This is a genomic window from Streptomyces sp. NBC_01116 (genome assembly GCF_041435495.1).
GTDB lineage: Bacteria > Actinomycetota > Actinomycetes > Streptomycetales > Streptomycetaceae > Streptomyces.
In genome coordinates this window covers 6,982,655-6,995,384 of record NZ_CP108644.1, presented here as the reverse complement: position 1 = coordinate 6,995,384, position 12,730 = coordinate 6,982,655, and the positions used below count along the sequence as shown (strand labels likewise).

The following is a 12,730-nucleotide window of genomic DNA, read 5'->3' as shown; positions in this document are numbered from 1 at the left end:
CACGCCTCCTTCGGGAGTAGCAACTACGCGATACTGCCGTCTCATGAATGAAATTTGGGTGGGGTTGGTGACCTTGGTGGGCGGCTACTACGCGCACGTCCTCCAGGAGACGTACACCCGCAAGAAGCAACGACAAGATGACGACAGAGCACTCATGAAGGACTTGCATATGAGGCTCGTCGAGCTTAGAGATTCGGAGCTAGAGGGTCGCGAAGTTGCAAGGGCCGCCACCGCACTGGAGAGCGAGGCGGCCTTCCTGCAGCACGCCAAGCTTCGGATGCGCGTAACGGAAGACCTGCACGACCTGGGCACTATCTGGTTCCTCCCATTAGGAGGCGGCTCGGCGCGCGACAGGCAAAACGTGTGGATACAGGATGCCCTCGACGCTCTGGCGGCTATCGCACGAGGCGGGCGGCTGCCCCAGCGGAGCGACGACTTCAACGACCAGCTCTTCCTCACTCAGCGTGCGTCGAAGGGCGTGTCGGCCAGCTTGGACTCCCTGCTTGAGGCACTTAGAAGCGATCCGGAAGTCGACACGTTGCTCACAGAACGAACGGAGTGGGAGGCCAGGCGACGCGCCCAGCGCGGGTGGCGCCGCTTTGTCCCCCGACGCAAGCCGCCGAGGTCAGAAGTAACCGCCGGTCAGGAAGTGGGGCACCAGCCAGGCTAAATCTCGGTACCGGCACGCACTCGGAAGAAGCTGTAGCCGGACTCACATCGCCGATGCCCTCACAGCCACGTTGCACCGTGGGTCAGAGACAGGAGACTGGGGCCGATTCACGGAGGATGCCCCTCCGCGCTGCCTGCCGAGTCTCACCACGACAGTTCCGTGCCAAGGCCAGGACCGCAGCCGTGGGTCCGGCGTTCACGAGGATTCATGGCACACGTCGATCCGCTATCCGGGGTAATGTTCCGGGGCCTTCACACTGGCCACGGCTCCCTGCTATCCCCAGAAGGAATATCCAGCGCGTCCGTTCGATTGGTCTCCTTGCATAGATCGTGGGTGGGGGCGCTGTGGCTGAGCTGATGTTGTTCCGGCGGGATGCGGACGGGCGGGACGTAGAGCTGCCGGGTTCAACGGTGGCGCTGGAGGTGGAGCTGCAGCGGCGGGTCGAGGCCGGGCTGGAGCAGATGCTGGGCATCCGGTTCGTGGCGTCGGAGTACGCGACCGGCCCGTGGCACCGGGGGCGGATCGACACGCTGGGTTGGACGAGAACGGCAGCCCGGTGGTGATCGAGTTCAAGAAGGGCTCCGACAGCGGGGTGCTGTCGCAGGCCGTTGCGTATCTGACCTGGCTGCGCTCGGCGCAGCACGAGTTCGAGGCTCTCGTGCGGAAGGTGCTGGGCGCGGAAGTGGCCGGCTCGATCGACTGGCGGCGTCCGCGGATGATCTGCATCGCGGCCGGCTTCTCCCACCACGACCGGGTGGCCGTGCAGCGGCTGCCCGAGCGGATCGACCTGGTGCGCTACCGGATCTTCGAGGGCGGCCTGCTGAGTCTGCTGCTCGTCGACTCCTCGCCCGGCTCACCGAGCGCCGCTTCGTCCCGGCCGAGTCGGGGGCGGGACGCCTTGGTCGACCGTGCGCCGGCGGCACCAGCGGTTCCTTCGCCGACGGGTGCCGACCTCGTACCAGAGTGCTTGCGGGACCTGTACGGGGAGCTGGACGAGGCGCTCACGGCGTGGGACGAGGTCGAGGTCGCGGCCCTGCTGCACTACATCGCCTACCGGCGACTGGTGAACGTGGCGTCGGTGATCTTCCGCCCGAAGCACGAGGCGATCCTGGTCTATCTCAGACTCGACCCGGACTCGGTCGAGCTGGAGGAGGGCTTCACCCGGGACATGCGCGGCATCGGTCACCTCGGGACCGGTGACCTGGAGGTTCGCGTTGTTTCGGCGGCCAGCCTGGAGAAGGCGGCACCGCTCATCCGGCGGGCCTTCGAGGCAGCTTGACCCAATGAGAAGGGCGGCTGGTGTATCGACTACTCGATGCGCCAGCCGCCCTTCGGCGCCCTGGACGGTCGGTTCCGGGCTCTCCGTTCTCATGCTCATGCCTCCGGCCCGGCCAGCTCGAAGTCGTCCTTTGTCAGCTCGGCGCGCAGCCGCTGCTCGGCGACGTCGGCGTAGTGCGAGGACAGTTCGACTCCCACGAAGCGGCGTCCTTCGCGCAGGGCCGCGACCCCGGTGGAGCCGCTGCCGGTGAACGGGTCGAGGACGGTGCCGTCCTCGGGGCAGACCTGCACGAGCTGCTGCATGATCTCGACGGGCTTCTGGGTGATGTGGACCCGACCCTTGCGGGGCTGGGAGGCGATGTAATGGCCTGGGAGGTAGAGGTCGCGGGTGTTGTCGAGGGAGCCCTTGACGCCCCACAGGATGAACTCGGAGTCCTGCTTCGGCCCGCCCTTTCGAGGCCGGCTGGCGGGTTTGATCCACGGGATGGTGCCGCTCCAGGTCCAACCCGCCATCTGCAGAGCGTCGGAGGTGGTCGGCTCCTGGCGCCAGTCAGTGAAGACCATGGCGACCGCGTGCTCGGTCGAGGCCCGGTACGACTCGGTGAGCAGTTCGGTCAGCCAGGAGCGGTATGAGCGCTGGTCGCGGTTCTCGCCGGGGAAGTTCTGCAGGTCGTGTGCGCTGTTGCTGGTGACGTACTTGGCTCGGGCGGTGCGACCGGTGCGGTCCGCGCTAGTGCGTCCGCCGGAGTTGTACGGGGGGTCGGTAATGACCGCGTTGACGCTCTCGTCCGGGAGGGACTTCAGGACGGTCAGGGCGTCGCCTCGGTACAGCGTATAGCTCATGGGAAGGGCCTCTTTCAGGGCACGGCGGATCTGGACCTGCTCTGGACAGTGCTCAACGGCGTTCGTCTCGGGCTCGGTTGCGCCGGAGGTTAACGGCGTTTTCCGGCCGCGCCTAACGAGGTGACGCCCGCTGGGGTCCCGGGGCAGGAGTCGTTTGGTGCGGCCGGAATCCCGGTCTACTGTCTCGCCGTGTCACCGGGCAGGAGCCTCACTCCACCCCCGCTGACCTGTGCTTATCCGTGCTGTCTCGTCCAGGCGAGCGGTACGGGAGGCATGTCGCCCACAACGATTTTCCGGACATCCGGAGGCCCCGTGCACTGCCTGAGATTACGAGCGCGGCCGGCTGCCGCGCATGTCCTGAAACCGGCGTCCGGGAGCTACCAACTCCCCTGACCCGGGCCCGCCCGAGGGCGGATGCACATCGGCGCGGTGCCGACGGCTTTGCACGAGAGGTCGGCACCGCGTCTCCTACGAACACCGAGGAGCCGCTGCGATGCAGCATGCCCTGAAACGCCCACGCCCTGATCCTCCGTCGCCGTCGTCCGGCCGGCACCGCCGCCTCGGTGAACGGCGACGGCGATGAAGAAGACCACTGGAGCCCTTGTCGGTCTGTGCGCGACCGGACCGCTGCTGCTGGCCGTTCCGATCCTCGCCATCGGCGCCGGGACCGCCTCGGCTTCCTGCTCGACCGACGGTGCACAGGGTGTGGACAGCGCCGCCGTCGCCAAGCAGGTGAAGGCCATCCTGGACGGCGGCGACAAGGGCTCGGTCTCCGTGCCGGGCCTGGACGACCCGGCCGATCAGGTGCCCAACGCCAAGACGGTCCAGGCCACCGGCGTCGCGATGAACATCCCGGCCCGAGGGCAGGTCGTGGCCCTGGCGACCGCCATGCAGGAGAGCGGTCTGCGCAACCTGACCTACGGCGACCGCGACTCGCTGGGGTTGTTCCAGCAGCGGCCTTCACAGGGCTGGGGCACGGCGAACCAGATCCTCGACCCCGTGCATGCTTCGACCAAGTTTTACGAGGGGCTCAAGAAGGTCTCGGGCTGGCAGTCCCTGTCCGTCACCCAGGCCGCTCAGGCAGTGCAGCGGTCGGGCTTCCCGGACGCCTACGCCAAGTGGGAGCCGCTGGCCACCGCTCTGCAGGAGGCCATCGAGCCCCTGCTGCAGAAGGCCGGCGACGAGTCGCCGAGTCCCTCGCCGTCCGGCTCTGCTGACACTGGCCGTCCCTCCCCCGATTCCGCGGGCGGTTGCTCGGCGGACGGGGACGGGACCGACTTCGGCACCATCCCGGCCGGCGCGGTGCCGGACGAGTACAAGATCCCCGCCACTGCTCCACGAGAGGTGCAGACGGCGATCCGGTGGGCACTCGGCCAGCTCGGTACGCCGTACCAGTGGGGCGGAAGCTGCACCGACTCCCACGGCAAGAACCCCATGGGCCGCTGCGACTGCTCGTCCTTGATGCAGCAGGCGTACAAGGCCGCCGGGATCTCTCTGACGCGGACCACGTACACGCAGGTCAAGGACGGCAAAGCGGTATCGGTGCACGCCCTGCGGCCGGGCGACCTTCTCTTCACGGAGGGGACGGCCGCCGTGCCCGAGCACGTCGGGATGGCCCTCGGGCAGGGTCTGATCGTCCACGCCCCGCACACCGGCGACGTGGTCCGCATCACGACCCTCGCCTCCTGGAAGCCGCAGATTCTCGCGGCCCGCCGAGTCGTCTGACCGGCGCCCTTCTCTCCCCGTTCCTCTCGCTCCGCCGCTTCGCCTCCTACGGGCTTTGACGTGCGCTTAACCGAACTGGAGTTCGTGAATGTATCTCGCCGACCAGGTCATCCAGCTCGCCTACGATCCCGGGATCAAGCCCAACGAGGGCGGACTGCCGGGCCTCTCCGTTCTCAAGCAGGTGATGGGCTCCATCAACCTGTTCGGACTCGTCGCCGTGGTCGGCGCCCTCGCCGTCAGCGCGGGCGTGTGGGCCTGGGGCCACCACTCCGGCGGTCACCAGGCCGAGGCGAACGGCAAGAAGGGCGTACTGGTCAGCGCCGGCGCGGCCCTCCTGCTCGGCGCGGCGAACGGCGTGGTGGCGTTCTTCAGCACGCTGGGGACGCAGGTCCACTGATGGCTCAGCACTCCACCCACCCCGGCGGCGCATCTCGCGTGCGCCGCCAGGCGCTGCTCGGCACCGTCGTCCTGGTGGTCCTCGTCGCCCTCGCCGGCCTGGCCGCCTACCTCACCCGTGACAGCAGGAGCCCCTCCGAGGCCCCTGCTCCACCATCGAGTTCACCCACGGCTTCCTCCTCCGCGGTACCCGCTGGTCCGCCCACGTCGGGCACCCGTTCCGGCGCTCTCCCGGTCCCGCCAAAGACCAGCGACCCGATCGAGTTCGGGAAGGCAGCCGCAGTAGCGCTGTGGTCCTACGACACCCGTGCGTACTCGCAGACCGAGCTGCGGACAGCCCTGCGCGGGTGGCTGACCAGGGAGGCGAAGTACGCCGATCCGGCCTCGGTCGACAAGGTCGTTCCCTCGCCCGTGCTGTGGAAGGAGATGGCCGCCAACGGCCAGTTCGCCACCGCCACGGTGAACGAGGGGCACTTCCCGAACGCGTTCACCCGGGCCCTTCAGGAAGACCCCGGTGCGATCACCCAGGCGTACGTGTACGCCGTCACGGTCTCCGGGAAGCAGTCGATCGCCTGGAAGGGCTCGCCCGCCGGCGGTGCGGAGAGCCGTTCCACCACCCTGGCCGTGCAGTGCCGGCCCGACCATCCCTGCGCCTTGGTCGGTGTCCTGCCGGCCGTCGCGCCCTGACCCCCGCACAAGGAAGGAGGTACCGCCATGGGAGTTTGTGACTTCCCGCTGATGGACAAGGTGTGCGGCACCGTCGAATTCGCCACCAACCCTGCCGGAGCTGTCACCAACGGCATCGGCGCGTGGATCGCGAAGTCAGCGGGCGAACTCGCAGCGAGCGCGGCGGATCTCGCCGCCAAGGCCGTCAACGCGACCACCGCCATCGACCTCGATGCCGGGTGGTTCCGGGACAACTACGAACTGCTGCTGCCCATCGGGCTCATCCTGACCGTCGGTACGTTCTGCATCCAGTTGATGTTCGCAGCCTGGCGGCGGGACGAACGCGCCCTAGCCCAAGCAGTGATCGGCACCATGACCGGTGTCCTGTTCAGCTTCTGTGCCATCGCCTTCACCTCTGTTGCCATCACCGTGGTCGACGCGTTGTCCAACGGTCTGTTCCACGCGGCCAACACCTCGGTCGACGACGCGATCCGCCGTGTGGTGAAGGTCAACCAGATCGGGGCGATGTACGGCCTGGGCTGGGGTGTTCCGGCTCTGGTCGCCTTCGGGTGCGCGATCGGCGCGTTCCTCTACTGGGGTGTGATGGTCGCGCGCAAGGTCGGCGTCCTGGTCATGGTCGCCCTCGCGGTCTTCGCCGGGGCCGGCGGCGGCTGGGAGGTCGCCAAGCGGTGGCGGCGCGGGTGGATCGAGGCCACCGCGACTCTGATCGTCTCCAAGCTCCTGATGACCGTCGTGTTCCTGATCGGCGTCTCGGCGATGGGCAAGTCAGACGCCTCGGACGGCATGTCGGCCCTGTCCGACGCGATGGCGGGCATCGTCGTGATGGTGCTGGTCCTGCTGTGCCCGTACGCGACGTACAAGTTCGTGCACTGGGCCAGTGACGGCGGTGGCCACGACGACCTGCACCGCACCAGCGTCGCCGGCATGGCGGTCGCCGCCGGGGCGGCGAAGACCGCGGGCAGCATGGCGATGCGCGTCGGCACCGGCAGCCCCGCCCCGCAGGGGCCGGGCCAGGTCCCCGGGGCGGATGCCGACGGGGTCGCCTCCGGCATCAACCCCACCGGCGGCACCCTCAGCAAGGAGGGCATCGACGCCGGTCCGCCCAAGCCGCAGACCAGCTTCCGCTACGGCGAAGACCCCAACGCCGCCGGCGACAAGGGCCGGGCCCTGATCCAGCGCCCGGGGGTCCCGCCGCTGATCACCCGCCCCGGCGAGGACGAACCGGAAGGGGCCGGGGGGACTGCCCAGGGTGTCATGGGCGGATCCGATCATCTCGCCGGCGCATCGGCTCCTGGCGGCACCCTGTCCTCCGTGCCGCTTGTCGGTCCGGCGCCCTCGGCCTCCGGCCCCCCGGCCGCGCCGCCGTCCCCCGCCGGACCGTCGGCTGTCGGTTCTCCGACGCCGACCGACTGGATGTTCCCCACCCAGCCTCCACCGGGTTCCTGACCCGCCACCAAGGGGGCGAGCTGCACTTTTCAGCCCGCCCCCGCCCCGCCAGCAGAGAGGTTCCGGCGTGACCTCCAGAAGAGCGCAGTACGCCCCGTCCTCCGCCCGCTCCCACCGTCTGGAACCACCATGTCCAGCAAGCACCAAGCCCCTACAGCCACCGTGAAGTTTCCCCACCGCAGCAGGCGCGGCGTTCTGCTCGGTCTGACCGTCCCGCAGTTGACCGTCGTCGGCCTCACCGGCTTGCTCCTTCTCGCCGTGATTCTGACCCGCGGTGTGGTCGGCGCTCTCGAACTCATTCCGCTGTGGGCCGTCGTCGCCCTGCTCGTCTTCGTTCGCCACCGGGGCCGTGCCCTGGCGGACTGGGCTCCGATCGTCAGCCGGTACGTGCTGCGCCGGATGGGGGGCCAGCTCGTCTGGCTCACCCGACCTTCTCGCCGGCCGACCCGCGAAGGGCTGCTTCACCTTCCCGGTACTGCTGCCAGTCTGCGCGTGGTCACTGCTCCCGACGGCGGGTACGGTGCGGTTCACGATCCGCACAGCGGCACGCTGACCGCGGTGGTCAAGGTCTCCTCCCGTGCTTACGCGTTGCTCGACCCGGGCACCCAGCAGGCCAACGTGGGCGGGTGGGGGCGCGCGCTGGCCGCGCTCGCCCACACCGGGCAGATCGCCCGCATCCAGGTGATCGAGCGCACCGTCCCCGACTCCGGCGACGCGCTGCGCCGCTATTGGGAAGAGCACGGCCGGCCGGGTGCCCCCATGGCCGGAGCGGTCTACAACGAACTGATTCAGAGCGCCGGCCCCGCAGCCGCCCCGCACGAGGCGTACGTCGCTGTGTCCCTGGACGCCAAGGCGGCGCGACGGCTGATCAACCAGGCCGGCGGCGGCCTGACCGGGGCCTTCAGTGCCCTGGCGCAGCTCACCTCTACCTTCGACCAGGCCGCACGGACCGCCGGACTCACCCCGACCGGCTGGCTCACCGCCCGCGAAATCGCTGCCGCCGTGCGCACCGCCTACGACCCCAAGGCCCTTCCGACGCTGGACCGGTGGTCCACCACCGGCCGCCCCGAAGTCGAGCCCGCCGCCGCCGGCCCCGTCGTGGTCGTCGAGAAGGCGGACCACATCGCGACCGACTCCGCCGTCCACGCCACGTACTGGGTGGAGAACTGGCCCCGCACCGAAACGTCGGCCGGCTTCCTGCACCAGCTCCTGTTCACCGGTGGGGTGAGGCGCACGCTGTCGCTGTCCTACGAGCCGAAGGGCCTGGACGCCGCCCTGCGCGACGTCCAGCGCAAGAAGTCCAGCGTGATCGCCGACGCGGCCGAACGGGCCCGGCGCGGCCAGGTCGACTCCGAGGCCGACTCGATCGAGTACCAGGACATCAAGTCCCGTGAGCGTCAGCTCATCGCCGGGCACGCCGATGTCGCCCTGACCGGTCTGCTGACCGTCTCGGCCGACACCGAGGACGAGCTGCGCACCGCCTGCGCGGTGGTGGAGACCGCGGCCGTCGGTGCCCAGCTCGACCTCCGGCCGCTGACCTGGCAGCAGGCCGAGGCGTTCACCGCCGCCGCCCTGCCGCTCGCCCTCGCAGCCTGACCTCCCACTTCGGAAGAGCACCCTCATGCCCCGCACCGCCAGCCCGCCCGCGCAAGACTTCGTGCCCTTCGCCACCGCGGCGCTCGACTTCCACCGCGAACTCAACATCCCCGGCGGCCCGCTGGTCACCAACCGCACCGAGCTGGACGCCCTGCACGCGCACCTCGTCTCGCTGTACGGGCTGCTCGACGCCCATGCCGCCCGTACCGGTCAGCTCGTCGCGGCCGAGGGTGACCAGCTCCGCACCGCCCGGACCCGCGTCTGGCAGGCCGCCGAGCACCTCCACGCCGCCTACCACGCGGCACCCCGGCCGGACTCGGGCGAGGTGCCCGAACCCGAGGCGTGCCGGGCCGGCCTGCCCGAAGGGGCACCGGAGCTGTCCATCTGCCAGCGTCACCAGCGCACCGCGCACCTGGTACGGCGCCGCACCACCCCGGCCGACCTGCACACGCCGTTCACCGGCCTCGTCCGCCGCTGACCTGTCCCCCTGTCTGGAGAAACGTTCATGCCTCGCACCCGCGCCAGCGCCTCTCCCCTGTTCGTGCCCCGCAAGACCTCGCGCGCCGAGCAGCGGGCCGCCCGAGCCGGTTTCGCCGAAGCCCGCCACAAGGCCCGCCTCGCCGGAACCCCGCCCAAGCACCGCGCCGAGCAGACCCTCGACCCGGAACTGCGGCCCGCCTACCCGCCGGCCGGTCGCCCCGGCCCGGCTTCGGCCCGGGGCGGCAAGCTCCGCCTGCCCGCCCACCGGATGACCACCGCCACAGCCAGCGGCGCCTACCCCTTCGTGGCCGAGGGCGGCCTGGGCGCGGAGGGAGTGTTCATCGGCCGTGATGTCCACGCCGAGGCCGCCTTCTGCTTCGACCCGTTCTCGCTGTACAACAGCGGCCGGATCGAGGGCTTCACGAACCCGAACGCCGTACTGGCCGGGATCATCGGCATGGGCAAGTCCGCGCTGGCGAAATCCATCGCCACCCGGTCGATCGCCCACGGCTACCGCATCTACATCCCGTGCGACCCCAAGGGAGAGTGGACCGGCGTCGCGCAGGCCCTCGGCGGCTACAGCATCGCGCTGGGCCCGGGGCTGCCGGGCAGGTTGAACCCGCTGGACGCCCCGGCCCGGCCCGCCTCCGTCAGCAAGAACGACTGGTCGACCGAGGTCCGCAAGCGCCGCCTGCTCCTCCTGGCCGGCCTGGCCCGCACCGTGCTGAAGCGCGACCTGCTGCCGATGGAGCACACCGCCCTGGATCTCGCCCTCGACCTGGTCGTCGCTGACGCTGCCGCCCGTGACACGGTGCCCCTGCTCGGCGAGATCGCCCACACCCTCGGCTCTCCGGAACACCTCGACCGGGCCCTCGGCCACCAGGCCGGACGCCTCGGCTCTGCCGCTCAGGACCTCGCGCACGCCCTGCGCCGCCTGGTGCACGGCGACCTCAGCGGCATGTTCGACGCCCCCTCGACGGTGGCCTTCGACCCCTCCACGCCGATGCTGTCCATCGATCTCTCCCGGCTCGGAGGGAGCGGCGACGACACCGCACTGGTTCTCGCCATGACCTGCGCTTCAGCGTGGATGGAGTCCGCCCTCGCCGACCCCGACGGCGGCAGGCGCTGGGTGATCTACGACGAAGCCTGGCGGCTGATGAGGCACGTCGGCCTGCTGGAACGCATGCAGAGCCAGTGGAAGCTCTCCCGAGGACTCGGCATCGCGAACCTCATGGTCATCCACCGCCTCAGCGACCTGCTCAGCGCGGGCGACGCCGGCTCACGCGGGCGGGTGCTGGCCGAGGGCCTCCTGGCCGACTGCTCCACCCGCATCATCTACCGCCAGGAACCCGACCAGCTCGCCGCCGCCGCTTCCCTGCTCGGCCTGACCGGCGTGGAAACCCAGGCCGTGTCCGCCCTGACCAAGGGCCGGGGCCTGTGGAAGGTCGCCGGCCACTCCTTCATCACCCAGCACATCCTGCACCCGGCCGAACGCGAACTGTTCGACACCGACGCCCGCATGGCGGCCAAGGCCCGTGAGTTCACGAATACCGACGCCCCAATCCCCGTGAACCGAAGGGTGGTAGCCCCCGCCGACCTGCACCTGCGGGTCACACCAGCGTGCCCGCGGGGATCGAACCCGCGGGAGTAGAGACCCAGCTCAACGACCGGCACAGGAACAAGGATCGATCATGTCTGCTTCCTCCACTTCTCCCGCCTCCGGCGAGAACCAGCCGCCCACGACCACCGACCCCCTGGCGTGGCAGCGGCACCTCGCCGCGCTGGCCTCGGCCGCCGCTGGCATCAATGAAGCGTGCGACGCCTGGGACGCGGTCTCGGACTCCCTCTGCGACGCGGACGGCTGGCCGCTGGACGACAAGGTGTACGCGGACGGCAAGGTCAAGCGAGACGCCAAGGCGTGGAAGCACGCCGAGGTGTTCCTCGACCACGGGCCCGAGGTGCTGGCCGGGGTCCGCGCCGCCGCCGACGACCCCGACTACGTCGAGGGGCCGATCAGCGACGACCTGCGCCGACTGCGCGGGATCGACACCACCCTGGCCCGAGCGCATCAGCTTCGGCACGAGTGGGACCAGGTCATGGCGCTCATGGCCGGCTCGCAACCAGGCTCGCTCCAGCTCTACCAGGAGCACGCGGAGGAGCACCGCAACTCCGAGGGCTGGCACTACGCGCACGAGCTGTTCTACCAGGGCCCGGCACTCGTACGGGCCGGCGAGTACCTGGTCAGCCGGGCGGAGGCGGAGCAGCCCGCGCAGACCGAACGGGCGCGCGTGGCCCTGACCCGGTCCACACCCGGCGCCCGCGCTATTCCGCCTGCTTCGCCTCCCGCTCCCCCGGTGGCCAATCCGGCGGCCCCCGCTCGCCACCGCGGACGCTCCTAGCACCGAGTTACGGCAGCGACAAACCGGCCCATCGCCGGAACCTCATGGACCACCGCCCTTTTCCAGCCCCGGGCCTGCGGCTCACGCCACGGCCCGGGGCATCCGGCCACGGAGAAATCCCATGCATTCCGACAACGTCCTCGTCACCTTCGAGCAGGAGGGCTCGCACGTCCGCGCGTGGATCAGCGCATCGTCCTCCCCGCCTGCGGCTTCCTAACAGGACCACCGGTACGCCACCCTCACCTCTGCCCTACGGCAGCGCGGCCTGGAGTGCACCGTCGAGTACGGGCTCAGCGACTACATCGTCCACGCCGAACTCCCCGGCGGCAGTTCACTGATCATCTCGCCACCCCAGGAACCGCCCTCCGAGAACCCCGAGACCCCGAGAGCTGGATGGCGACCCGTCACCGGTCCGCCGAGCCCGCGGTGTACGAAGTGATCTACGACTCCGAGCCCGACGGCCCCGACGCCCGGTACGGCGGCAGCGTCCCCCATCTCCTCTCCGCCGTCGACGCCCGCCTGGACCGGCTCGGCGTGCCGCCGCGCCAGGAGCGGGGACCATCCGCCGAGGAGCACGCCGCCGGCGCCGTGCTCCACCGCGCCGGCTTCGTCCCCGCGGTGGCGTTCGGCGGTGGGCACTGTTACCGGCTGCCCTCTGCCATGACCGACCCGGCCGAACAGCGACTGGCGGTGACCCGGGCCTTCGACATGCTGCAGGCCGAGGGCTTCCGGGCCCAGACACAGACGGGCAGGACCTTCCCTCCGACCTCTGCCTCGTCACGAGTGAGCGCCGCGCTCGCCCCCTCGCCGTCGGCCGGACAGCACGCACTCCCGGCCGGTCCGCCGGCGGATCCGTCCGCACGCGCCCCGCCGCCACCCACACGTCCCTCGTCCACCCCCGGCCGCTGACCATCCACCGCCTCGGAGACCTTCGTGCATCGCACCGGCAGAAGCGAACCATCCCCCGCCCACCACTGCACCCGAGCCCACCCCGGATGGACCCGTCATGCCCAGCCACTACGACGTGTTACCCGATCTCGCCTTCGGCCACCACCCCGTCTACGGCATCGTCGCCGCGAACCCGAAAAACCTCCCGGCCAGCACGTGGATGTTGAAAGGGTTCGATTTCCACCCCGTTCCGGACCAGCCGACGCTGTAAGCGCTGGCCCATCAGGAACGTGACGGGCAGGGCCGTACGAGCCGAGCAGTC

General features: G+C 70.1%; 14 protein-coding genes. 13 read left to right on the top strand and 1 reads right to left on the bottom strand.

Annotated features, from left to right (window positions below; genetic code table 11):
• The first annotated feature begins 58 nt into the window (after nucleotides 1-58).
• From OG245_RS30690 to OG245_RS30680, 3 genes are all read left to right on the top strand, one after another.
• Nucleotides 59-670, top strand: a complete 612-nt coding sequence (locus tag OG245_RS30690; protein WP_371626598.1) for a hypothetical protein — start codon at nucleotides 59-61, stop codon at nucleotides 668-670.
• 344 nt (nucleotides 671-1,014) lie between these two features.
• Entirely contained in the window at nucleotides 1,015-1,233 is a 219-nt protein-coding gene (locus OG245_RS30685; protein ID WP_371626597.1) for a hypothetical protein, read from the top strand.
• A complete protein-coding gene (locus OG245_RS30680) occupies nucleotides 1,206-1,949 on the top strand; it encodes a hypothetical protein (RefSeq protein WP_371626596.1) in 744 nt (247 codons plus the stop codon). Before OG245_RS30685 ends, OG245_RS30680 begins: the two co-directional genes overlap by 28 nt.
• Before the next feature lie 95 nt (nucleotides 1,950-2,044).
• Here OG245_RS30680 and OG245_RS30675 read toward each other — a convergent pair whose 3' ends face one another.
• Nucleotides 2,045-2,791, bottom strand: a complete 747-nt coding sequence (locus OG245_RS30675) for a site-specific DNA-methyltransferase (protein ID WP_371626595.1) — start codon at nucleotides 2,789-2,791, stop codon at nucleotides 2,045-2,047.
• 579 nt (nucleotides 2,792-3,370) lie between these two features.
• On the opposite strand from OG245_RS30675, the gene OG245_RS30670 reads away from it, so the two are divergent.
• The 10 genes from OG245_RS30670 (at nucleotide 3,371) to OG245_RS30625 (ending at nucleotide 12,679) form a co-directional block, all read left to right on the top strand.
• Nucleotides 3,371-4,516, top strand: a complete 1,146-nt coding sequence (locus OG245_RS30670; RefSeq protein ID WP_371626594.1) for a C40 family peptidase — start codon at nucleotides 3,371-3,373, stop codon at nucleotides 4,514-4,516.
• A gap of 88 nt (nucleotides 4,517-4,604) precedes the next feature.
• Nucleotides 4,605-4,913 (top strand): DUF6112 family protein, encoded by a 309-nt coding sequence (locus OG245_RS30665; RefSeq protein WP_030581509.1) that lies wholly within the window; start codon nucleotides 4,605-4,607, stop codon nucleotides 4,911-4,913.
• Nucleotides 4,913-5,599, top strand: coding sequence for a hypothetical protein (locus OG245_RS30660; RefSeq protein WP_371626593.1), 687 nt, complete (start codon nucleotides 4,913-4,915; stop codon nucleotides 5,597-5,599). Before OG245_RS30665 ends, OG245_RS30660 begins: the two co-directional genes overlap by 1 nt.
• A gap of 27 nt (nucleotides 5,600-5,626) precedes the next feature.
• Nucleotides 5,627-7,045, top strand: a complete 1,419-nt coding sequence (locus OG245_RS30655) for an ATP-binding protein (RefSeq protein ID WP_371626592.1) — start codon at nucleotides 5,627-5,629, stop codon at nucleotides 7,043-7,045.
• 129 nt (nucleotides 7,046-7,174) lie between these two features.
• Nucleotides 7,175-8,641, top strand: a complete 1,467-nt coding sequence (locus tag OG245_RS30650; protein ID WP_371626591.1) for an SCO6880 family protein — start codon at nucleotides 7,175-7,177, stop codon at nucleotides 8,639-8,641.
• A gap of 25 nt (nucleotides 8,642-8,666) precedes the next feature.
• On the top strand, nucleotides 8,667-9,119 hold the full coding sequence (locus tag OG245_RS30645) for a DUF6238 family protein (RefSeq protein ID WP_371626590.1): 453 nt from the start codon (nucleotides 8,667-8,669) through the stop codon (nucleotides 9,117-9,119).
• Nucleotides 9,120-9,146: 27 nt separating this feature from the next.
• Nucleotides 9,147-10,772, top strand: coding sequence for an ATP-binding protein (locus tag OG245_RS30640; protein WP_371626589.1), 1,626 nt, complete (start codon nucleotides 9,147-9,149; stop codon nucleotides 10,770-10,772).
• Nucleotides 10,773-10,812: 40 nt separating this feature from the next.
• A complete protein-coding gene (locus OG245_RS30635) occupies nucleotides 10,813-11,520 on the top strand; it encodes a hypothetical protein (protein ID WP_371626588.1) in 708 nt (235 codons plus the stop codon).
• Nucleotides 11,521-11,913: 393 nt separating this feature from the next.
• Nucleotides 11,914-12,429, top strand: a complete 516-nt coding sequence (locus OG245_RS30630; protein ID WP_371626587.1) for a hypothetical protein — start codon at nucleotides 11,914-11,916, stop codon at nucleotides 12,427-12,429.
• A 97-nt stretch (nucleotides 12,430-12,526) separates the two neighbouring features.
• Complete coding sequence (locus tag OG245_RS30625; protein WP_371626586.1) at nucleotides 12,527-12,679, top strand: hypothetical protein; 153 nt, start codon at nucleotides 12,527-12,529, stop codon at nucleotides 12,677-12,679.
• The last annotated feature ends 51 nt before the right edge of the window (nucleotides 12,680-12,730 follow it).

Excerpts from the sequence above, each read along its gene's own strand:
- OG245_RS30675 (WP_371626595.1), bottom strand. The coding sequence starts at position 2,791 with ATGAGCTATACGCTGTACCGAGGCGACGCCCTGACCGTCCTGAAGTCC.
- OG245_RS30670 (WP_371626594.1), top strand. The coding sequence starts at position 3,371 with ATGAAGAAGACCACTGGAGCCCTTGTCGGTCTGTGCGCGACCGGACCG.
- OG245_RS30665 (WP_030581509.1), top strand. The coding sequence starts at position 4,605 with ATGTATCTCGCCGACCAGGTCATCCAGCTCGCCTACGATCCCGGGATC.
- OG245_RS30660 (WP_371626593.1), top strand. The coding sequence starts at position 4,913 with ATGGCTCAGCACTCCACCCACCCCGGCGGCGCATCTCGCGTGCGCCGC.
- OG245_RS30655 (WP_371626592.1), top strand. The coding sequence starts at position 5,627 with ATGGGAGTTTGTGACTTCCCGCTGATGGACAAGGTGTGCGGCACCGTC.
- OG245_RS30650 (WP_371626591.1), top strand. The coding sequence starts at position 7,175 with ATGTCCAGCAAGCACCAAGCCCCTACAGCCACCGTGAAGTTTCCCCAC.
- OG245_RS30645 (WP_371626590.1), top strand. The coding sequence starts at position 8,667 with ATGCCCCGCACCGCCAGCCCGCCCGCGCAAGACTTCGTGCCCTTCGCC.
- OG245_RS30640 (WP_371626589.1), top strand. The coding sequence starts at position 9,147 with ATGCCTCGCACCCGCGCCAGCGCCTCTCCCCTGTTCGTGCCCCGCAAG.
- OG245_RS30635 (WP_371626588.1), top strand. The coding sequence starts at position 10,813 with ATGTCTGCTTCCTCCACTTCTCCCGCCTCCGGCGAGAACCAGCCGCCC.
- OG245_RS30630 (WP_371626587.1), top strand. The coding sequence starts at position 11,914 with ATGGCGACCCGTCACCGGTCCGCCGAGCCCGCGGTGTACGAAGTGATC.
- OG245_RS30625 (WP_371626586.1), top strand. The coding sequence starts at position 12,527 with ATGCCCAGCCACTACGACGTGTTACCCGATCTCGCCTTCGGCCACCAC.